Consider the following 21,700-nt stretch of genomic DNA (forward strand, 5'->3'; position numbering starts at 1 on the left):
AATTATATATTAGATTTATACATTAACACCATTTACCCTAAAGCTAATAAAGTGAAAGGAGAAGCTTATGAATAAAATGATCATGCTGTTATTATTTGTACTACTTAGCTTAGTTGGACTTTTCTATACAAACATTTCTTTAACACTCATATGTATCGGAATAGTTGCTGCTTTTATTGGTACACTTGCGGGAGGCGGCGGACTGATTACGCTTCCTGCTATGATGCTTGTCGGTATCCCAATTCAAACAAGTATTGCCACAAACAAATTTTCGACAGGCATTTCGGCTTTAACCAGTATATTCTATCTTCTCTACCAGAAGGAGCTACATCCCACATCTATCATCAAATATATAGCTCTTGCTATTGTTGGGGGGATTTGCGGCTCACTTTTAGCGGTTTCGCTGTCTGAGCAAACTATGAACTATATGGCCTGTGTACTACTTCTTTTGGCTTTAGTCGTAACTTTAAAAAATAAGGCGTGGACGGAAGTTCCTGATTCGCTAGAACATCAAGCACCTCATTTTTGGCAACCATTTTTCATCGCCATGTATGATGGTGGTTTCGGCCCTGGCTCTTCGACATTTAGCATCTTACACTATCTACGTACTCATCATACTTACATAAAGGCTGTACAGCTCACTCGAGTACTCCTCTTTGGGAGCTGTACAGGAGCATTTATTGTGTTTTATCACACTGGCTTTATTCAATGGCACTATGCGATTGCTATGGCACTTGGCTCCATTATAGGCTCCCAATTAGGTCTCCTAGTGCTCCCATACATTCCATTAAAAATAGCCAAAATACTACTAACGCTGATTATTACATTGTTGCTTGTCCAGGTTACATTGAAAATAATTTAATGACCAATACTCAAATGCTCATGAATGATCTTCCATTCATCATTAACTAACGTAAAAATATTTGTCGCTCTACCGCTACCTGATACAAACTTTTCGTTATGATAGCCTTCATAGTGATATGTATAAAGACAGGTAGCCGTCTTTTCATCAACGGTTAACCATTTTACATCAGTAGCTGAATAAACCTCTTCTTTAATGACATTCCATGCATGCTTGAAATAAGCCTCAATCTCATCTGTAGTTGTGCAAGTTTTATCGGAGAACCAATAAACCGCTTGTGGATGCAAAATAGCCTTAACTTCATTAAAATCATGTGTATTTGTAGCTTGTATATAACGTTCTAATGCTTGTTGATGTGTCATCTTCACTCCCCCTGTTTAACAATATTATCCTAAGATTGACTTCTTAGAAATAATAATTGTTGAATGACCTTCTGCTTGGACAGCTAATGAAGAACACCTATAATGAAGTCAAAACAATAAAGATGGAGGATGTCTATGTTAGCTACTATTGAAAAACAATCCAATCGTCATGTTGCAACATTCAAACGAACACTGACACATTCAGTAGATGCCGTTTGGGCAGTGCTTACTAACAATGAAAGCCTACAAAAGTGGATGAGTAATCTAGAAATCATTGATCTTCGTAAGAACGGGAAAATACATTTTAATATGAATGATGGAACAGGTACCTTTGAGGAAATAACCATCACAGATTATGCTGAGAAAGAAGTACTAGAATTTGATTGGGGAACAGATACGGTGAGATTTGAACTATCTTCTACTGACGATGGTTCATTATTGGTAGTAGTGGAGACACTTCAAGAGCTGACAGAGCATACACCGAAGGATTTAGCAGGGTGGCATATATGCCTAAACCAACTAACAGACTTTTTAAGCGGAACTATACATGAAGAGTTTCCGATGAAAGAATGGCAAAAATGTTTTACAAACTATAAGCAACTTGTGATTAAGACTGAAAAAATCTAAATCTATAATGTATAAAACTCCTTTAGCAAAATGCTTCAGGAGTTATATTTTTAATCAAAATCTTATCATATAGGTATCTCTCATGATACTTACAAAATCTACCTTTTACTTATTGAGTTGTGTGTTTTTCTTGGAAATATATAAAAATAAAATACTCCACTAATGATTAATCCAGCAAATAAAGAAGACATCAAAGTGTAACTGCTTATATTTTTAAGTAATCTATCAAAATTAATCTGTAACATATCAATGTCGCCATTAGTTATCGCAATTACAACTGTCCAACTAGTTATGATCACTAGAAAACTAATTAAACCATATGTAATACTTAACTTTAAATCTCTATTCTTTTTTCTTTTCTCATTAGAATATGGGTTCTTCTTGTTATTTTTCAGCTTTCTTTACCTCCTAATCGCTTCAGTAAATATTTTAGATACTTACTATCCGTTAGCAGAATAAATCGTTATTTTTTTAATTCTTCAGGTAATGAAGGCTCATAGATCCCTAAAAGACAACAGTTATTTATAGCCATCTCTCCAATACTTATAGCAAGTATAGCAAAAAACAAACACAATTTTTCCTTTGTTACTTTGATAGCATTTAGTTCAAACATTAGTCATATCTCCTTTTTTTATAGGTATTGTAAGAAGTATTGATAAAAAAATCCCCATAAATGAAATAAGCCTTAATTGTTCATCATTTAACATTAGTATTCCACAAATTATAAGGAAGTTAATAATCAACGCTTTCTTTCTTTTCTCTTTTGAGTCACCAACTCTGCTGTTATTCGTATAAGCTGGAACTTTATAATAAATAATAATTTCAAAAATAATTCCGAGTAATATTACTAACTCTCGAGTAATACTAAACGAGTAATTTAGTACAATAAAAGGACCAATCGAAAAGTACAATACTCCGATTATCGAACAGACAATACTTGACTTAGCATGTAGCCCATAACAATATCTTCTCATTATGCAAAAAACCAAATGACAAACTAAGGTTTCACTTACAACACCTAACATAATAGATACGCTATAAATTAAGCTCACCTTTATTAGGTTGATCAAAAGAGTGGCTATGCCATAATTTATCTTTGCTAATTCCATTTTACTTAATTGAATATTTTTATTGATAATATCTGTTAAATAGCATGATAGTTTTTCTTCCATCGATAGATTCCTCATTAGCCTCCCCCTTCTCTTTAAACTGATTCTACATCGTATTATTTAATGATGATTAAATTTTCTTAAAACATATATTTAAAGTAAAAAGTGTTATCTAAACAAATAAAAAAGTGCACTTTTGAAAATTTAAGTGCACTTTTTATTATTCTTTTATAGAAGATTCAAACTTTCTAAGTAATTCTTTTAAATATCGAGTGGAAACATAGCACGTTTCTCCGTCTTTCATCGTTATTGTTCTATTTTTTTTATTTATCTCTTGAATACTATCAATATTTACAACATAAGATTGATGACATCTGTAAAACTTGGGGCTTAAATTTTCAGCTTCTTTTATCTTTCCATAATACTCTATTGTCCTATTGTTCAGATGAACAACTAGCTTGTGTGGAACAGAGGAAGACTCAATAAAATAAATTTCATTTACATTTAATCTTATACTCGTTTCACCAGCTTTAACTACAATATTATCATCAATCAAAGCCCCTGAATTTAAGTATCTCTCCATTACAACATCTATACATTCAATAATTTTATTTTGCATAATTTTTTGATTATCTTTTGGTATATAATCCATTGCTTCTACTTTGTAGAGGAAAGTTAAATATGTTAATTCTGTATGAGTTGTTATAAAAACTATTTTTGCAGAAGGATCTAACTTCCTAATTGCTACCCCCAAAGAAATTCCATTCATTTCTGAGTTTAACTCAACATCTAGAAAATATAAGCCATTGTTTAGTTTATTACGCTCCAAATAGGATATGATGTCATTAGGATTTTCTGTTGAAAGTTCAAACTTCATATCATAATCCTGCATTATTAAATAATTTTGAATTATATTAGATATAATATTTCTTTGTTTTTCATTATCCTCACACACAAATACTTTTATCATACTCTCACCTCCCCATTAATAGTAAGGATTTGAGTAAATACATCTCTTTCAATTTTAGTTTCAAGAATTATGTTTTTAGCTTTACTCAATAACTGATCTAGGTTACCTAAACCCAAACCACGATTCTCTCCTTTTGTAGAAAAACCTTCTTTTTTCAATAAAAAAAGTTTAGGTATGTCCTTATGACAAGAATTTGCTACTATTATTTTTATAACTTGATTATCTTTTACTATAGCAACTCTGATATTTCCATTATTTATTTCCTCAGCAGCTTCAATGGCATTATCTAGGATAATCCCTAAGGAACGTACTAAAACAACGGAGTCAACCGGTATATTTTTTATTTTTTCTCTCATTTCGATTTCGGTATCTATACCTTTTTCTTGCGATACCATTAATTTATTGGCCAATAAACTTTTCAATTCTTTTACTTGTAAATTACTTAATTGGGACAATTTAAATGAGTTTCGATCAAAGTTTTGTGATGTCCATTTTATTTCATTATAATAATACTTTTTTAACCCTTGAATATCATTAGATTCTAAGAAGCTTTCAATTGAAATCAAGATATTCATATAATCATGTTTGAATTTTCTCATTTCATTATAATTACTCTCTATCTGATCTAAGTATTCTAAGAGATATGTCAACTCTTTTTGTTTTTCTCTTGCTACATACATTTTATTCTTTGCGTAAATGATCGCTAAACAAACTAAACCTGAAACAAGGGCATACGCAACAATGAACACTGAATTTGTCTTTTCCATAGAGATCCCGCTTTCTATAGCTCTCTCTATAGAAATTATCACCAAATAAATTATCACCGTTAATGAAGAAGCGACAGCGGAAATCATCAAAGGGAAACTAGTACTTTTAAAATAATATGTATATTTATCTATGATCTTTTTTAATAAATAAATAATACCTAGATAGAGAAATGTCCCAACTATGAAACGAAAAACAAGATTTGTCATTAATTCAACAGAACTTAATAGGTAAACAATTATGTAATCCGATAAAATATATAATAGAATGGACATTGATGATGCAAAAAAGGAAAGATCAATTTTTCTAGAATATCTTATTAAAATTAATGATAGTACTCCCCATAGAACTCCAGTAGCAAGTACATTTAGCTTAAAATAAACCATACTTATAAAAAATACAGATATAAAGGTAATTAATATGTATATTTTTTTGTTCGCTACTCTTATTAAATAACCACCACATAAAAAAATAAAAAAATATTGTAAAAACAGTCCTACAAACTCAACCGAAAAAATAGTGTTCACTTTCTCACTCACCTTTAACCAGAAGAATCCAAATCAAAAACAATGTAAGGAATATATTTTTATGGAAACTATTCTCATTTTTCCGTTTATTATAGTCTGTATTTGATGAAATGTAAACACTTCAACATAATGGTGATAAGTATAAAGTGTGATTATTTACAATGAGTAATTATAACTTTTCGATTATTTTACTTCATATTTAATAACTTCTTTTGACAAAAAGAAAAACACTAGCCTAAATTTTGAGCTAGTGTTTTTGATAGTTTATTTATGATGAACAACACGAGCTAGAGCCACATGTTGAGCAGCCATTACTTATCATTGATCCGCTTGTTGCCGCTGTTTCTGGTAGTGCTGTTGCTTCATTGATTTCTACAAAGTCCATGTCCTCAATATCTGAGAATAATTCTTCCATAAGTGTTTCTTTTTTCATAAGTTTTTCCTCCACTTTTTTTATTTATGATGAACAACATGAGCTAGAGCTATATGTTGAGCAGCCATTAACATTAATAACAGTTTCTAGTAGCACTCTTGCTTTTTACATTCACTAAATTCATGTCATATATTTATCAATAACAACAATACGAAGTTTGATTGAAGTCCTATTATTCCTGACTTATTCACCTTGAAATATTAACAATTTATTACTTTTATACGTTATTTTCTTCCTATAATTTACAATCATTCCGGAAGTAATAAAGAATATTGCCCATCCAATTAGTACAGATATTTCTTTAAGATTGTCCAAGATTGATCCATCTAGCAACCAAAAACTTCGCATCATTTCTAACCCATAAATAATTGGATTAAAAATATAAACAGCTTCCTTTAAAAAAGATGGGAACATCTCTGGAGGAAAAGTAAGACCTCCTAAGAAAATTTGGAAATAAAAAATTATTAATGATAAGCTCTGATAAGTAGTGCTCTTATTAATAAAAGATGTAACAAAATACACAATAGCAAATTCAAAAAAATTAATAATCACAAAGGCTAACAAAATTTTCAGTATACTCTCAAAAGGAAATTCTACATTTTTAGTTAAATACGCAAATATAATTAGAGTTATCGCTGCTAATACTTGGAAAATAAATGTGGCAATATATATGCTGGTAGCTACAGTAATTTCGCTAATTCCTAGAAGCCTATATTTCAAGAGATTACCCTGTTCTTTATAAACTAGAAAATTCTGTCCGAAAATGACCAATACTCCGTTAATAATAATAATAGGTATATACGCTGGAACTAAGGCATTATTTAATGGCATGCCATCGTAAATAGAATATTCAGATAATAAATTACCGAATATAAAAAACATTATAATGGGTAGAGAAAATCCCAAGATCAATCCTTTATAATTTCGAAAAAGTAATTTGATTTGAAACTGTGAAAGATTTAATAAATTAGTCATTTAGTATCTCTCCTCCATTCACCAATTTATAACCTAACATTTGCAAAAAGGCATCTTCGAATGAAAAGTTTTTCATAACAATATTAGTTCCAGCTATCTTCTTCACTTTTTTATAAATATCTTCTTCCTCGTTACTTCTATACGTAAAAGAAACTTTATTATTAGAAACTTTTACTTTCCGTTCAAAAATGATTTCCAGATTTTCTAGAAACACAGTTTCAAATTCCATTTTTTTAGTATCCTTAAATTGGACATTCACTATATCAAAAACAGTTCCAATTTGTTCTATTTTCCCCTGATTCATAATTACAACTCTATCTGCTAAATACTCAACTTCGTCAAGAAAATGGCTTGTTAGAATAATCGTAGTACCACTGTACTTATTAATTTTCTTAATAGTATCCCAAATATTTCTTCGTTTAAGTGAATCTAAACCTGTTGTTAATTCATCAAAAATGAGCACCTCTGGTTCACCTATTAATGTGAGCAAAATTGAGAGTGATTGTTTTTGACCACCAGATAGATTTTTAATATAAGAATGCTGAAATTTATCTAAATCAAATTCTCGTAATAATTCTTGTATATCGATTTTGCTTTGAAGGACTTGTTTATAGAGAAGACACACTTCCAGAACTTTAGCCTCGTCTTCATATGATGAAGTCTGCATCTGATATGCTATTTTTTTATATAACTCCTTTTCGTTAAAGGAATATTCAATAGCCCCCGAATGTCTAACTAATTTCATAACTGTATTAACTAATGTAGTTTTACCTGCACCATTATGTCCTAAAATTGCTATTATTTCTCCCTTTTTTATATCTAGGTTGATATCTTTCAGTATTTTTCTACCTTCTATTTCTCTTGAAACATTCTTAATCTCTATTACATTCATTTTTTACCTCCTAATCTTGCGAGAAAGCCCTCAATCCCATGTCGGGTAGACTAAATTTGAATTTTCTATTAATAGGTAAACCCGCATCGATGTATAATTCCTGATGAACATTATTTATTAAGTACAAAACAGTATTTATTATTAGTGAGTACATGGATGTTAAGTTAGCTTGAGATGGAATTCTATTTGTTTCACTATCCTCAATTAAAAGATTATAATCATCAAGATTCTGATCATTCTTAAATAGACAGGGACCAATCGACATGTCGACAACAGAATATGGAAGTATACAATTGTAATCTTTGAAAAGACTTTTTACTGGTGCTACTATTGAGCTTCTCTCTACAATCAATATTTTGTTATAACCAACGATTCTAGATTTATTAACCAAGAATCCATTATCTTTCAAATAACTAGATAGACTACCACTACTATCTCCGATAATATCAATGCCAGTGTTGCTCATAGTGTTTTTAAAATCTAAAAGTTTTTCACGGGAGGTCCCTACCTCGTCACAGATCATATAAAGACTTCTACAATTAAGTTCGCGATTGATATCTTTTATTTCTGATGATAATAAGAAGATATGATTTTCTTTTTTTAACAAATAAATGATTAATTGATCTTCTTTCTTTTTTGAGTTACTCAAAAAGTTTAAATTTGTACCAAAATACAATGTTCTTTTAAAATAATCTAAATTAATTTTTTCTTTAAGGGATAATTCAATGATTTTCTTATTAAATATATGTTCAATATAAATTTTATTAAAATCCTTGAATAAACGATATTCAGAATCTAATACCATATACATATTTAGCCCACCACCATTGCATATAATAGGTCGTATTCAGGAATATATCTTTTAAACTCTTCCTCATAAAATCCACCAATACAGGTAGTATTTAACCCTACAAATTCTGAATATAACGAAATATTTTGTGCGATATGTCCTATTTCTTGATTTAATAAACGATATGATAATTCCCCATACTTCTCTTCTAAGAGCTGATAATCACTTGTAAAGAAAATCTTTACAGGAAATTTCTTTAGATTGATGTCAATGATAATTGAATCGGCACTTCTTATTGATGCGTCAGCATATTCTTCTAATTGGTGTTTATATGGGTTATATCTATAAATTTTTTCTTTGAAACCAGCTAAATTAATACTAAGAAAAAGAGTACATGGATATAAAGCACCCGGAGAGGGATAGGAAAAGTATTTGTTTTTCTCATCAGTTATCCCAGCAGCAAATTGTAATATCTCAGAGATATCTTGTATATTTATTTCTCTATTTGATGGATATCTCCGTGTTCTTCTATTTACCAATAGCTTTTCAATATCGTTTTGAGGAGCTCTCTTATGAAGAAAAATCCCTGGTTTCGTCTCCCATTTTTTTTTTGTTTTGACCTTCTTTATTTGTACTGAGGTGTAATCTTTTCTAGATATTGTTTTTGAATGAAATGTTCTTCTTAATAAAGATCTGTCAACCTCTGTATCCCATAAAACTGTCGAATTCATATTATTTCTCATCATTTTTAACTCCTTAAGCTAATTGGATGCTTTTAGCAATGCAATACTCTAATTCTGGGTAAACACCAATTCGATTATTTGTCATATGAATGTGAGAAAACATTATTTTAGTCGGATTATTCTTCAATAAGTCGATATATTCTTCATATATTTTAAATGCTTTATCTCGGTTTTCTTTGAGATATGAAACTCTTCTGGAAGTTAAGGAGGTAATCATTTTTAGGCTCGATTCATTTTTATGATATATCTCCCATAGATCACAATATTTTTGTGCCATTTCAGTTTTATCTTTTACTTCAAATGAGAAATATAGGAGATCGATTGCTGCAAATAACCTTTTGGAAAAACTCATCTTATTTAATTTTTGTGCAAGTTTAGAGCTTTGTACAAATAGCTTTTCAGCGTAATATATCCCTCTTTCACCACCATATCGTGGAATTTCTGGTTTATACTCATCCAATTCCACAGTACCGTGTTCTTTCCAGAATACCTCTGTGATCCCCTCTCCTTTTAGCATTTCAGGTGTATAAAATTTTTCTCTATCAATTAGTACTGGCGTTTTATAGGACAAAAAATTATCCACCGATTTTTTTAATATTTTTAAAAAGATCTTTGCATCAAAGTCTACATTTTCTTTGATTCTCAATCTGATATGAGGACCACCTAACCAATATCTAATAAAAAAATAGTCAATATCACTTTGCAAATTATTACAGATAAGATGTTCAAATTCACTTTGTAAATATTCATCTAATAATTTGTAATCATGAATATATACATGGAATGAATGCCACATGATTTTCACCTCTCCCATCATATTGTGTTATTAAGATCGCTCTACCCTAAGTAGTCATTTTTATTTGTTGAATAGGTGAGCTACAAAGCACTCCAATATAATTAATCTCTGAATCATCATTTAACTCTAATAACTTTTTTAAATATGAGTCATGATGATTCTTCATTGGTCGAAAAGCATTACCTGTTTCTGCAGCGTATAGACAAAAGCCTTGCATCAATTCTCCAGCTGAGAGAAGAATCGGTAATAGACCTTTCCGAACTATATTTTTATCTTCTGTGTAAAAGACAACAACTTTATTAAATGTATTAAGATCAAAAAATTGATGATCATTATAAAGAACCTTAGAAAATTCGACTTCCTTGTCCCAAACGACTCCATTTTGGAAAGTTATTTGATGGTGTTCCAAAATACAATAATTGATCTTGTTCATGCTAATTAGATTCCTGAATTTATTTAATCTAGAAAGACAAGTAGCTACTTCAAATTTGTTTAAAATCACATCTGAATTTAAATTGAAATTACCTACCATATTATGAGCAGAATTCCTGTTAACTGAAGAATGGAAGTTGCAATCAATTGGATAGTACTGCTTACATTGAAAGTCAGTCGCCCCATTGTTTATACTGCTAATAATTTCTGTAATATGCTTTGAGCATTTGATTTCATTGAAAAACTTTGTTTCCGCTATCCGTTTTCTCTCAATACCTCTTTCAAAGTGACCCAAATTTAATTCACCATTTGGCCTCTCTAATTCAATGACAAAGGATCCATATACGCAATCATCTATATTAAGAATCTTATTAAAAACAACTGAGTAATTGAAAGACAAGTGTTGTTGCCAAGATAATTTATTAAAGCTTAAAAAATTTTTTATGTTTCCTAAAACATGCCCTGCATCTAACATACTTAAATAGAGAGAGAATTCTCCATAATATCTTGAGATATTTAAGATATCTGAAAATCCGATAATATAAATTTTACTTTTTAAAAAGGTACTTTGACTCTCTGAACTAAGCAAAATGAATTTATCCTCGTACATATCATAGAAAAATATTTTACTATCAATAATAAATATTAATTGGCAAGAGTGCATGTTCCTCGTTGAAGGAGAATTATTATGGTCTTGATACCTTGAAAGAATTTCATATCGATTAATTTTTAAACTTGCTTCTGCTATCCCTGAAACTAATTTGTACAAAGATGAATCTTCAATCTTTAGAAATTCCCCTTTTAAAGAATATTGTTTCTTCACATAAGGAGTAGCGTGAGTAAAATGCACTAAATCATATCTTAATGCAGAATATCTTTTATAATAATCGTATTCAATATTATTCATAATCTACCTCCAACGTTATGGAAAAGGATGTGGTGCTTGATAAATATCATCTAAGTTTCCATCCAGATTATTCAATTTTATAGCGTTCATTAACCTCTCAAGATTGACATTTTGATATTGACTACCAAACCCGATATTTTGATATTCTGGAATATGAACTTTAACACATGATAAGCCGATATCAGTTAAAAACTTTGTACTTAAATCCGTGATATAAATGTCATTTTCATCCTCTGTAATGCGGCTTACTATATCATGTAATAATTTAGATTGTGAAATTTCCTTATCATCAGGAAGTCTTTTCATCATATTACTTTTAAGTTCTTCATTCTTTCCCGTTTTAAGTGCAAAATCCAAATACTGTTTCATTGTTTCTGAAGAGTACAAATACAAATGATCTTCTAACTTTTTCACTTCATTAAAATCCCTTTTTAGTTTTTCCATTTCTTCAATAGAATACTTTTTATACATATACTCTTTGAAAACTTTAATTGAAGTTGTTGCCTCTACAAACGCTGATTTAATAGCAGAGTATGGATTTAAATTTGATCCGGCAGCTGTATAGAAACTAAGAGCATCGGGATCATCCCCTTTATATTCTAGTAAAAGCCAATAAGTGGGAACGTTTGATTCAAGTGTTATATCAAATAAATGAGGTTCATAGTCCATCATATTGATATAACCCAGAATCATTTTGATCTCTTTATCCTGACATTCCATCAAATTAGTTACTTTAATTGGGGATGATTTCGTATACCAATAGACTAAAAAGCTATCTCTCTCAATCAATTCAAATATGCCAGCAATAGCCGCTTCGGTCCAACAACTTCCTACCGCTGTACCATTAGATGTTTCAGAAATATACTTCTCTTCATCTGTCTCAATTAATACTTGTTCAGATGAAAAATAAGCTATTTGTTCTGGAATTAGAATTTCCCTTTCTTCTTTTACGGAATACGTATTAATCCACCTAATTGGTTTTTCTGGTGAGTAAATTCCAAGTTCAAAATGTCTGGAACGGTAATGTTCCCATGTATAATGACAGAACTTTTGGAACGGCACAAAAGCTTTACCTGAATCTATTAATTCCTTTTCACTAGCAATTATTGCTTGAGTATGGATAGAACCAACAGAATGAAATCGCTCTAATCCCTCTAGTAAACCTGTAAAATATGCTTTCTTATAAGTATTTGCTCGACCATATGCATCAAAGCTTCTAGTGCCAAGTTTTGCATCGAAGGCGATTAAAGGCATTGAATCCGCAATACCTCTATAATGCCCTTTGAATATCCCTACAAGTGGGTCAACTAAAGAACTATGATTGGCTTTTAGATCTTTCGCAATTTCATTAAACTCTTTTGTCCTAAATTCGAATTTTGAAACTTTGTTCAACTCACCAAACTTATCAACATCATTTGTAACAAGCGATAAATCCAACACTTTTCTCTTAGAAAATATTTTTGAATTCAAGTTGAAAGTATAATAAGAGCCCTCTGCCAACTCAGTATCCAGTAACTCAGTAAATAATTTATCTAAATAATTTTTTGGGAGATAATTCTCTTCAATTTCAAAATTAGTGTTGTTAATAATTTGACTCTTAATAAATTTTTCCCAATCATTTTCTTTTGAAATTAAAATAATTTCGTTAACCCTATTTTTCATGACAGCTCTACCCTCCGTACGATCCAACATCAATTCTCCGAGCGCAGAGATTTAAACTTTGCAATTCAAATTCTCTATCCCATGCAAATTCTTCATATCGAATATCATTTTCTTTGAAAAGTTTGAGCGCATTTTCTATAAATAATCGAGAAGATACATATGGGATTTCTCGCAGATTTTCACAATCATTTTGGCTAGTTGTATTTTTATCATAGAACGAGTAAGGCGTTTTCACTTTGCTACCTAAATCATTGTGATAATGTAGCAAATAATTCAAAATAGTTTCTTCTATTTTTTTAGACAAATCAATACACTTTTTTGAGTCACCAAACATTTTTCCATCATTATCTTTCAAATAAACTTTATAGGAATTTGATTTTTCGAATTTTTCTATATAAATTTCTATATTATCTAAAAATGCACCATACGACCTAAATACTTTCAAATTGTTCATAATAGCACCACTAAGCTTTGTAAAAATACCTTTTTCAGGAAGACTATTAACTAACAGAAGTATTTTATCTAAGAAATAATTTTCATTTTCGGTAATTAGCCACTTGCCACCTGAGACATTTTCAAAATGTAATCTAACTGCATATTTAATTGCTTCAACAGCGGATTTTTCGAAATTTAACCCTGCAATAACGTACTCTTTATTAAGGAATTCATCAATAATGGCATAAGTAGATAAACCACTTTGGAATAAATCGGAATATTCAGTATATTGATTCGCTATTTTCATCTTTAAAGATTTATTTTGTATAAGCATTTCAAATTTTTCAATTCTCTCAATATCTTTTTGTTGTTCTTGTAGAACAAGTGGGGATTGAGAAGTACTCACAACATTCACTATGTGATGCTGTACATCATTTTCAGTAAACTTACCTACTTCATTCATATAAAATGTATTAGACCCGAAACCTGCTAATTTTTTTATAGTATAAATTAAAATATATAAAGGACTAAATATTTTAATCATTCTAGATAAGTCATTATCCAATGGTTCATAATACAAATCTTTAAGAACTGTACCTGAAATACCTTGATTGAATTTTTGAATTAATATCCCACAATCTTGATTTGGATCAAGCTCATTATCTGTCAAAACGCACAATTTATTATTATTCGAAAATTTTTGATCTGTTAAAACTAAAGACATATCGAACTCTGAAAAAATTTCCTTAATTTTTGGTATTTTATCGTTCAAAGAATTTCTTAAAACGATTGTAGTATTCATTATTTCTTTACACACTATCTCTAAATCAAAATCAGGCGGGAGATATTGGGACAAAATTTGAAACCACTTTAAAGACTTACATTTATCTACTATTCCTCCCTTTCTATAGACAAGTAAAACTCCATTTTTACTCAACATTTTAATTAGTTTTTTATCTTCATCATTCACCATTTCTAACGGGATACCAATAATAGAATCATTTAGAAGATCTAATAACTTTAAATGCTTGTCATCCGACATACTAAATTTAAAGCTTTTATAGCTCGTTTTAAGAACTGTTTCACTCTCTTTTCTATAAACCATCACATTTTGTCTATTTAAAACACAAATGTTCTCATTCATTAAATTTTTCCACCTACTTTGTAAAGTTCTAGATCATATTCAATAGCAAAATTTCCTTCATTACCTAGATTCTCCTCTATATAAAGACCTTCAAAATCTTCATCTTGATATTTCTTTATAATTTCCTTAACAAAGATTTTCAAAGATACAGGGTTAGTTATATCAACATAAAATGGTTTAAAATCTACAAATCTAAATTGTTTATCAGAGAGATCTCTTTTTGCAACCACAAAGAAATTTGTTGGTAAATCATTTTTCCAGAAAAAGGTGTTTATCTTCTTATGGTATTCTGCTGCTTCTAAATCCTTAGCTAAAAATAGATTCTTATATTTACTTAAGCTCTCCTTCTTTCTGCTCAAAACTATATTTCCTATTGTTAGTTTTGGAATCGACTCATGACATAAAAGATCAGAGAACTTAAAGGTCATTCTTCCTGATGAAAAAAGCTGTAGTAATGTAGAAATATAACCAGGCATAGCAGTTGGAATTAAGGACCCTCTGTACAAAACTTTAACTTCCTTTTTTGTTGATCGTTCAAAAAAAGTAATAAAATTACAAATCGGATCAACCTTAATCCCTAACTCCTCTATTTCTAAATAGTTCTTTGCAATAGTGGAAAATCTCTTTCTTCCAGTCCCTACTGTTGTTACCCTATTTGGTAAAAATATTGATTTAACATTCCCATTAAAACCAAAATTCTCAGTATATTCGTGGTAACCCTGATCCATATAATATTCTTCTTCAAACTTTTTATATTCTGCATCTTGCTCAAGGAACTCTTTAAAGTAATCCATGAACCTCGCCTTATATTTTTCTTGACCATCATAAATATTGTTAATAATCAATTTTTCACCATTCTTTTGAACAAAAAAACTGGAAGATAGATCAGCTCTTAAAATTAACTGCTTAGGTATTTTTTCTACATATTCATTGATGAGATTAGTAATATCAATAGTGTGATTAGAAACCGAGGTTAACTCTCTTAAATCATTAATAAATCTAATTTTTAATGAATCCAATTTTTTTATCCAACTAGATTTGATATTGCTCCCTATGTAAAGAGGATCTGACCAGTAAGAAAGTATGTCTTTAGAGGTTTCAAATAATATTGTAAAGAAATCGCTATTTAACGATTGAACACCACTAAGAAAAACTCTTTCCCCTAGTTCCAACCTCATTCGCAGGCTAACATCAAATAACAACGTAATTTTTTGTATATTACTAAGAATATTGATTTCAGATTGGGTGCAGAGATTGTTCACTGGAAACTCATTAGTAAGAACACCATCTTCATAATAAATATGATTTACAGACATACTAATGTTTTTTGTTTCTTCAATGCTATCCAAAAATTCTTCCAACTCTCTGTAAATACAATCTCTATCCTCAATCGTCTCAACAAATTGTAGTTTTTCTTTCGTTAAAATTAGCTGATTAATGATGTCATTAAGTCTATTAAAGCTATCTTTGTTCAGAAATTTTTTCCCGATCTCATTCATTTCCAAAAAGAAATCATTATCATCTAATTGTGAAAATCCAATTGTAGGAACTAATAATCCAATCTCAACATATTTCTTGGCAAGTTCAATTAGCTCTAAATTACTCAATTTATTGTCTAACACTAATGAGATATCATTTAAATTGAAATTCTTCTTAACACTATTATCTTTTAAAAAAGCGGCTAACTTTGTAGGGATTTTAAGCTTTTTTAAAATCTCGCTTGTTTCAAAGATTTTTACGCTTTTTTTGTCGTCTTGTGTGGATACAAAATTTACAATATTAGCATTATCTTGTATTTCAATTGACAATGGTGGTGTTCGATAATTAGTAATAAAATAGAAGCTGTCTTCTTTTAAGAGAAACTCGAAAATCAATCGATTTAAGAAAGTATAATTAATCTTAACTTCATTCGAGAAATTTATATTTGCGCTTACCTCTTCTAATTTCTCTTTTTTTGAACTTGCTCTTTCTACCAATCCAACTCTTGTCATATTCGCAAATGGACTTGTTTTTAAGGAAGCTCTAGCTAACACTTTATATAATGTATCATCAAGCTTTCTTTCCTTATTCTTATGATCTTTTGCATTCATTTCTTTATATGACTGTAGCTTTTTATAAATATTGGGTTGAATCATTAATAGATAATCTTGAATAATCTTACTATTTGATGCCTCGTGCAAAATCTCTCGACTCTCTACACTTAGATTTTCAAATAATTGATTATAGTTTTGATTTAATAGGTGTTTATTTTCCCAATACTTATGAAGTTCTTTAAGAGCTTGCTCCATCTCTGGATTTAAACTAACTTTAATCTTATTCAAAATGTTAATAAATTTGTTATATTGCTCGTTATATATAACACGTTTCAAATTCAGTAGATTATTGTCAAAAGAATAAGCAATTTGATTTTCAAGTAGTTCAATTGTATTTTCTTTATTTTTTAGAAAAAGAGAATTATTTTTCTCTATTTTATTTAATAGTAAAGTTATACTTCCTTCTCTTTTCAATTCGATTGAAGCTTTGGGTAGTGAATTTTTTCTTACTAAAATAAATGGATTTAATTTCCCCATTTTATTCCTCCATTACATATCTAAATACGAATTAATAAATCCTCATAATCTTTTTGAACATCCTTTATCACACAATATCCATAAAAGTGTTTTTTTAGCATATTTTGCTCGAATAAAGGCAGGGTTACGTAAAATAGGTTTACTACATTTCGATAATGAAGCATCTGATCAGAGAGTATAAATTCTTTTAAGTTATCTTTTCTTAAGAGAAGATTATGGAATGGGCTATTTAATTCACTAATGTTATTAATAAAATGTTCATATTGATCCTCTAGGTTTAAATATTTAGTATCACTTTCTTTATAAAAAGGAATATCCATTATCATCTGAAGATTGACCTCAGCCCAACGTTTTTTCCATTCCTCTAAAACTAAACTCTCCTCTAAAGTAAAAATAAGAGTCTCTTTATAGAGATTTGAATAGAGCGAATCAAAATACCCTTTTAGATCATAATTTTTATTTTCTAGCTTTAGTCGAGAAAAAAAGCCAATTACGTGTGAGACATAGGAAATATATCCATCCTTTATTTCACCATTAAAAAATAAAGAAATATATTTAAATTGTTCAATGAAAAAGTGCATTATTTTTTTTTCATCCATTGTTGGTAATAGTTTTTGAATTTTACTGTGAATAGGCTGTAACTGGTATCTGTATTCTAAAAATCTATTTTCATGAAATGGAGAGTTGTATATTCCTGATTTCGTTTTATTTTCTATGAGTACTGTGCCATCCTCTTTCATTTCCACTTCTTTAGTATTTCTTAACTCTAAATCCGTAAGTCTTTTTTGTTCTTTTTCATATTTTTTCATTTTTCTTAGGATTTCTGTATTTGATAATGGATTGTTTCGCTTATACTCACTGACGATCTCCTGTATTTTCTTAAAAATATCCATTTCACTTTCTATACTTCGAAAATTAATAACAATACTAGGACCATTCAGCCAATCTGTATCAAAATAATAATCAAGTATATTCTGTTCCAAAATCAACTTATCTATTTTGTTCATTAATTGTAATTTGCTAGACGAGTAATCAAATATTTTAATTGACATTTTTCCTCCCCATTTCAATATGCTTAAATAGTTTTGACTTACCTTGTAAATTAATAATAGTTTATTTTCATTCAAGAGTATTTTTTTTCCTAATTAAATGATTTAACTATAAAAGTGCACTATTTTTTATAATCAAAAGCACTTTTGATATTATTTTTTTTATTTAGGATTAACTTTTCAGCATTAATGCTTTCAATAATTACAAATAAAAATAAGACATCCATTAATTCAGGATGTCTTATTTTAAGTCGTGTTAGGATTTGACTTTCAGCTCATTAATAAGCTTCGTCAGCTCATTAAACTTCTGGTCAAGCAGTGCGTAGTCCTTATCTTTTACTGTTAGAAAGCTCAGTTTGCCTAAAATCTCTTGCCTTTCCGTTTCTAGCTTTAAACGAAGTGCCGCTGTATCATCCACTTTTTCAGGTGTAACTTCTGTCCATTTTTTCTCGAGGTGCTGACTGTGAAGCTCCCAAACACTATTCGTAACTTTTTGTAGAAAGTATCGATCATGGGAGACGACAAGCAATGTCCCATTATATTGGGCAAGTGTGTGCTCTAACTGCTCACGAGAAGGTAGGTCAAGATGATTTGTCGGCTCATCTAAAATAAGAACATTTTTATCCTTTAAAATATAGGCCATCAGCTTACACTTTACGCGCTCTCCCATACTCATTTTGCCTATGGCGGATGTCCAATGCGCCTGTGTAAATCCTAGATTCTTCATCAAGTTGCGGACTTTTCCACGCTCTTCAAATGTGTCTTGATAAAAATATTGCTCTGGTGTCTGATCAAGTGGTAAATCAAATACTTCCTGTGTCAGATAACCAATGTTTGCAGCTGGTGATACCCATACTTCACCCTCAGCTTCTAGCTTGCCTAAAAGAACTTTTAAAAAGCTTGTTTTCCCACTTCCATTCTTTCCTGTGATAGCTATCTTATCTCCAAATTGAGCCGTAATATTCACATCGTTAAATAGTATGCGTTCACCAAATTTTAAAGATAAATGCTTGATTTCCAGTAAGCGCTTGCCAACTCGTTGATTCGTGCCTAAAGAAAAACGAATCTCTGCTTCTGGCTCCACGGCTTCCACTCTTGTCTTCGCAAGTTCAGCCTCTAATCGCTTTTTCTTAGATTTCACCTGAGAATCTAAACGCTTTGCTTTCACACGATGGTACTCCTTAAAACCTTCCAGTTTTGTTGACTGGGCGTGGCCCTTTTGTGACCAAGACGTCAGTTCCGACATTTGAGCCTCAATTCGTTCAATGTTTTTTTGCTGCTTCTCGTAGGCACGTTGTTGTGTTAATCGTCGGTGTTCCCTATCAGCCATGTAGCTTGTATAATTGCCATCATGTTCAATCAGGCTTTTTTCCTCAATAGACCAGATTTTTGTGGCAACCTTATCTAAAAAATAGCGATCATGTGATACCACGATGATTGTCCCCTTATAGTTTTGTACTTGTCTGATGAGGAATGCGGTACTTCGTTCATCTAAATGATTCGTTGGTTCATCAAGTAATAAAATTTGAGCATTCTGGGAAAAACCTTCTGCAAGACGCATTTTCAGCTTTTCACCCCCACTTAACGCTGCAAATGACACATTAGGTACCTGCCACTTAGCCAGCAGATCAGCCTCTCTTGCGGATATTTCTAGTTTGTCAAAATGAGCTAGCTCCTGTTCAACAAATGAAATTTTTAAAGCCTGTGACTCCTGTATTGCTCCCTTAGTGGGCAATAATGCACCTCGAATCAATTGTAATAATGTTGATTTCCCAGCACCATTCCTCCCTATAATGCCGATGACCTCACCTTGTTTTACTGTGCCTGTCACATGCTCAAATAGTAATGTATCCTTTATTTCATAACGTATATCCTGTAATTTTAAAAGTTCCTTCATATTATCCATCCTCTCCAGTTGGAGGGACAAAAAAATCCCTCCAATTCATTTGGAAGGATTAGTCGCTACAATATCATACACAAATAAGCTCCAAAATTATTGTGAAAACAATCTTTGGAGTAGCTAAATATCAGCAGTTGTTTGCGAATATAAAGCAATTATTATGAAAAATGGGCAGACTAATCCTATTTTTGTTGTTCGTGGAATATAAAATTTCCTATACAAAAATTAAGATTAGTTATTCATTAGCCACCCATCTTCCCTTCATTTATCGTTACCGTCATTGTAACATCATTTTTTTAAAAATTAAACTCCCTAGTCTATCTAAAACATTCATAGGAGCGAATTTGATTTCTTGAAATGGTACGGAAATACCAGCCATATCTTCGGCTCCATCGGAAGCCAGCAATGATTTCCCTTCCTACAGCTGTTGGGAAAAACCAAAAACTTCTACCACTATTCATCCAAATATACGTATTTCTAAACAAACAGGAACGTATACCACTTGATCCTACTCGCCAAGCTGGAATAGGTGGCGAAAAACCTGGCGGTGTGCTCATTGGCATTTGTCCTGCTGGAGGGGGTCCGAAATGACTTGGCCCAAATGACGTTGTTTCAAAATCATTATAATCTCCCCAACCAGGTCTTCTAAAATTATCTTCTCTAAATGGATTATTATACACACAAACCCTCCTTTTACATTATTCAATATATGTAAAAGGGCGATTCACCGTTGAGCCATTGCCCATTTATCGAAGGTAATCCATTTCCTATTACTGTATAATGGAAGGGATATTTTTCAAAAAGGAGTACTTATGAAAAAATTATTATTACCCTTACTAGCCATGCTTATCGCAGGGGGGATGTGGATGTTGCTTGCTAAAAATCCAGTATCTCCTTCCACTAGTATCCAAGCTAAACTCGCTGATGTGAAAGATTACAAATACTACTTAGATAAAGGCAATGATGCCATTGGCAAGAGCATGATGAAGTTAGATTTAGTGATTGTAGAACCAATTGAAATGCAACAGAAGTATATCATCAATGCTCAAAAAAGCGGTACTTTAGTGTACGGCTATATAAATGCTATGGAGGCAGACAAATGGAATACAGCACTTTATCATCAATTGAAAGAAGAAGACTTTTATCGAGACAAACAGGGTGAAAAAATGTATTTTGCCGAATGGGATTCTTATTTAATGGATATGACTTCTACGCACTATCAAGACATTTTACTAGCAGAAGTCAAGAAGCAAATTGTTCAGAAAGGCTTAGACGGCGTGTTTTTAGATACGGTCGGTAATATCAATTCTTATTTACCTGAATATGAACAAAAGTGGCAAAATGAAGCCATGTTATCTTTTATCCAACAAATCAAAAAACGACATCCAAATATATCTGTTGCTCAAAATTGGGGATTTCAAACACTCGCCGATTATACAGCACCATATGTTGATTTTATTATGTGGGAGGATTTTTCGTATCCTGTGGTAGGAAAAGATAAATGGTCACTCGATATGATGCAACAGCTTGTCCACATACGCAATAAATTTGGTACACAGGTGATGGCAATTGGTTTTGAAGAAGAAGCAAAAAGCCGTGCATTAGCTGAGAAGCATCATTTCAAATTCTTTTACAGTCCTGCTGGTTCTTACTATAATAGCTGGCAATCATCCTTACTTCCCTCTGACAAACGACTGTTTTGAGGGATATTTGTTTAAGAGCTCATCTCAGGGGTAGACTAAAAGAAAAT

Annotated in this window: 21 protein-coding genes; 3 read left to right on the forward strand and 18 right to left on the reverse strand. The window is 30.9% G+C overall.

The genetic code is table 11. The features are described 5' to 3' along the window. The first annotated feature begins 67 nt into the window (after positions 1 to 67). On the forward strand, positions 68 to 862 hold the full coding sequence (locus tag QH639_RS05830; protein ID WP_281115793.1) for a sulfite exporter TauE/SafE family protein: 795 nt from the start codon (positions 68 to 70) through the stop codon (positions 860 to 862). On the opposite strand, the gene QH639_RS05835 is transcribed toward QH639_RS05830, so the two are convergent. Beyond that, entirely contained in the window at positions 859 to 1,224 is a 366-nt protein-coding gene (locus QH639_RS05835) for a YybH family protein (protein ID WP_281115794.1), read from the reverse strand. The genes QH639_RS05830 and QH639_RS05835 overlap by 4 nt on opposite strands. Positions 1,225 to 1,359: 135 nt before the next feature. On the opposite strand from QH639_RS05835, the gene QH639_RS05840 reads away from it, so the two are divergent. Continuing rightward, entirely contained in the window at positions 1,360 to 1,851 is a 492-nt protein-coding gene (locus QH639_RS05840) for an SRPBCC family protein (protein ID WP_281115795.1), read from the forward strand. A gap of 463 nt (positions 1,852 to 2,314) precedes the next feature. Here QH639_RS05840 and QH639_RS05845 read toward each other — a convergent pair whose 3' ends face one another. The 17 genes from QH639_RS05845 to QH639_RS05925 form a co-directional block, all read right to left on the reverse strand. Further along, the gene (locus QH639_RS05845; protein WP_131520943.1) at positions 2,315 to 2,464 is read right to left on the reverse strand and encodes a cyclic lactone autoinducer peptide; all 150 of its coding nucleotides are present in this window, start codon (positions 2,462 to 2,464) and stop codon (positions 2,315 to 2,317) included. Then, positions 2,457 to 3,023 (reverse strand): accessory gene regulator B family protein, encoded by a 567-nt coding sequence (locus QH639_RS05850; RefSeq protein ID WP_193767360.1) that lies wholly within the window; start codon positions 3,021 to 3,023, stop codon positions 2,457 to 2,459. Before QH639_RS05850 ends, QH639_RS05845 begins: the two co-directional genes overlap by 8 nt. Before the next feature lie 157 nt (positions 3,024 to 3,180). After that, on the reverse strand, positions 3,181 to 3,930 hold the full coding sequence (locus QH639_RS05855; protein WP_259419956.1) for a LytR/AlgR family response regulator transcription factor: 750 nt from the start codon (positions 3,928 to 3,930) through the stop codon (positions 3,181 to 3,183). After that, a complete protein-coding gene (locus tag QH639_RS05860) occupies positions 3,927 to 5,222 on the reverse strand; it encodes a sensor histidine kinase (protein ID WP_281115796.1) in 1,296 nt (431 codons plus the stop codon). The genes QH639_RS05855 and QH639_RS05860 overlap by 4 nt, the downstream gene beginning before the upstream one ends. 268 nt (positions 5,223 to 5,490) lie before the next feature. Then, positions 5,491 to 5,655 carry a thiazolylpeptide-type bacteriocin gene (locus tag QH639_RS05865; RefSeq protein ID WP_131520947.1) on the reverse strand — a complete coding sequence of 55 codons (165 nt, stop codon included), beginning with the start codon at positions 5,653 to 5,655 and terminating at the stop codon, positions 5,491 to 5,493. 183 nt (positions 5,656 to 5,838) lie between these two features. Further along, on the reverse strand, positions 5,839 to 6,630 hold the full coding sequence (locus QH639_RS05870) for an ABC transporter permease (RefSeq protein WP_131520948.1): 792 nt from the start codon (positions 6,628 to 6,630) through the stop codon (positions 5,839 to 5,841). After that, positions 6,623 to 7,522 carry an ABC transporter ATP-binding protein gene (locus tag QH639_RS05875; protein WP_131520949.1) on the reverse strand — a complete coding sequence of 300 codons (900 nt, stop codon included), beginning with the start codon at positions 7,520 to 7,522 and terminating at the stop codon, positions 6,623 to 6,625. The genes QH639_RS05870 and QH639_RS05875 overlap by 8 nt, the downstream gene beginning before the upstream one ends. Before the next feature lie 10 nt (positions 7,523 to 7,532). Next, the gene (locus QH639_RS05880; RefSeq protein ID WP_281115797.1) at positions 7,533 to 8,333 is read right to left on the reverse strand and encodes a hypothetical protein; all 801 of its coding nucleotides are present in this window, start codon (positions 8,331 to 8,333) and stop codon (positions 7,533 to 7,535) included. Positions 8,334 to 8,335: 2 nt separating this feature from the next. Beyond that, positions 8,336 to 9,058: a SagB family peptide dehydrogenase gene (locus QH639_RS05885; protein ID WP_281115798.1), complete on the reverse strand. Its 723-nt coding sequence runs from the start codon at positions 9,056 to 9,058 to the stop codon at positions 8,336 to 8,338. A gap of 10 nt (positions 9,059 to 9,068) precedes the next feature. Further along, complete coding sequence (locus QH639_RS05890) at positions 9,069 to 9,851, reverse strand: thiopeptide-type bacteriocin biosynthesis protein (protein WP_281115799.1); 783 nt, start codon at positions 9,849 to 9,851, stop codon at positions 9,069 to 9,071. Between the two features lie 46 nt (positions 9,852 to 9,897). Then, the gene (locus QH639_RS05895) at positions 9,898 to 11,190 is read right to left on the reverse strand and encodes a hypothetical protein (protein ID WP_131520953.1); all 1,293 of its coding nucleotides are present in this window, start codon (positions 11,188 to 11,190) and stop codon (positions 9,898 to 9,900) included. Between the two features lie 15 nt (positions 11,191 to 11,205). Continuing rightward, positions 11,206 to 12,882 (reverse strand): YcaO-like family protein, encoded by a 1,677-nt coding sequence (locus QH639_RS05900; protein ID WP_131520954.1) that lies wholly within the window; start codon positions 12,880 to 12,882, stop codon positions 11,206 to 11,208. Then, entirely contained in the window at positions 12,860 to 14,431 is a 1,572-nt protein-coding gene (locus tag QH639_RS05905; protein ID WP_237898831.1) for a hypothetical protein, read from the reverse strand. The genes QH639_RS05900 and QH639_RS05905 overlap by 23 nt, the downstream gene beginning before the upstream one ends. Next, entirely contained in the window at positions 14,431 to 17,001 is a 2,571-nt protein-coding gene (locus QH639_RS05910) for a hypothetical protein (protein WP_281115800.1), read from the reverse strand. Before QH639_RS05910 ends, QH639_RS05905 begins: the two co-directional genes overlap by 1 nt. Before the next feature lie 20 nt (positions 17,002 to 17,021). Further along, positions 17,022 to 18,053: a hypothetical protein gene (locus QH639_RS05915; protein WP_131520957.1), complete on the reverse strand. Its 1,032-nt coding sequence runs from the start codon at positions 18,051 to 18,053 to the stop codon at positions 17,022 to 17,024. Positions 18,054 to 18,306: 253 nt separating this feature from the next. Beyond that, a complete protein-coding gene (gene abc-f, locus QH639_RS05920; RefSeq protein ID WP_281115801.1) occupies positions 18,307 to 19,947 on the reverse strand; it encodes a ribosomal protection-like ABC-F family protein in 1,641 nt (546 codons plus the stop codon). Positions 19,948 to 20,267: 320 nt separating this feature from the next. Further along, positions 20,268 to 20,630: a hypothetical protein gene (locus QH639_RS05925; RefSeq protein ID WP_131520959.1), complete on the reverse strand. Its 363-nt coding sequence runs from the start codon at positions 20,628 to 20,630 to the stop codon at positions 20,268 to 20,270. 132 nt (positions 20,631 to 20,762) lie between these two features. Between QH639_RS05925 and QH639_RS05930 the strand changes: the two genes are divergently transcribed. Then, entirely contained in the window at positions 20,763 to 21,653 is an 891-nt protein-coding gene (locus QH639_RS05930; RefSeq protein WP_281115802.1) for an endo alpha-1,4 polygalactosaminidase, read from the forward strand. Positions 21,654 to 21,700: the final 47 nt, after the last annotated feature.

This window comes from Lysinibacillus sp. 1 U-2021, assembly GCF_029916965.1.
Classification (GTDB): domain Bacteria; phylum Bacillota; class Bacilli; order Bacillales_A; family Planococcaceae; genus Lysinibacillus; species Lysinibacillus capsici.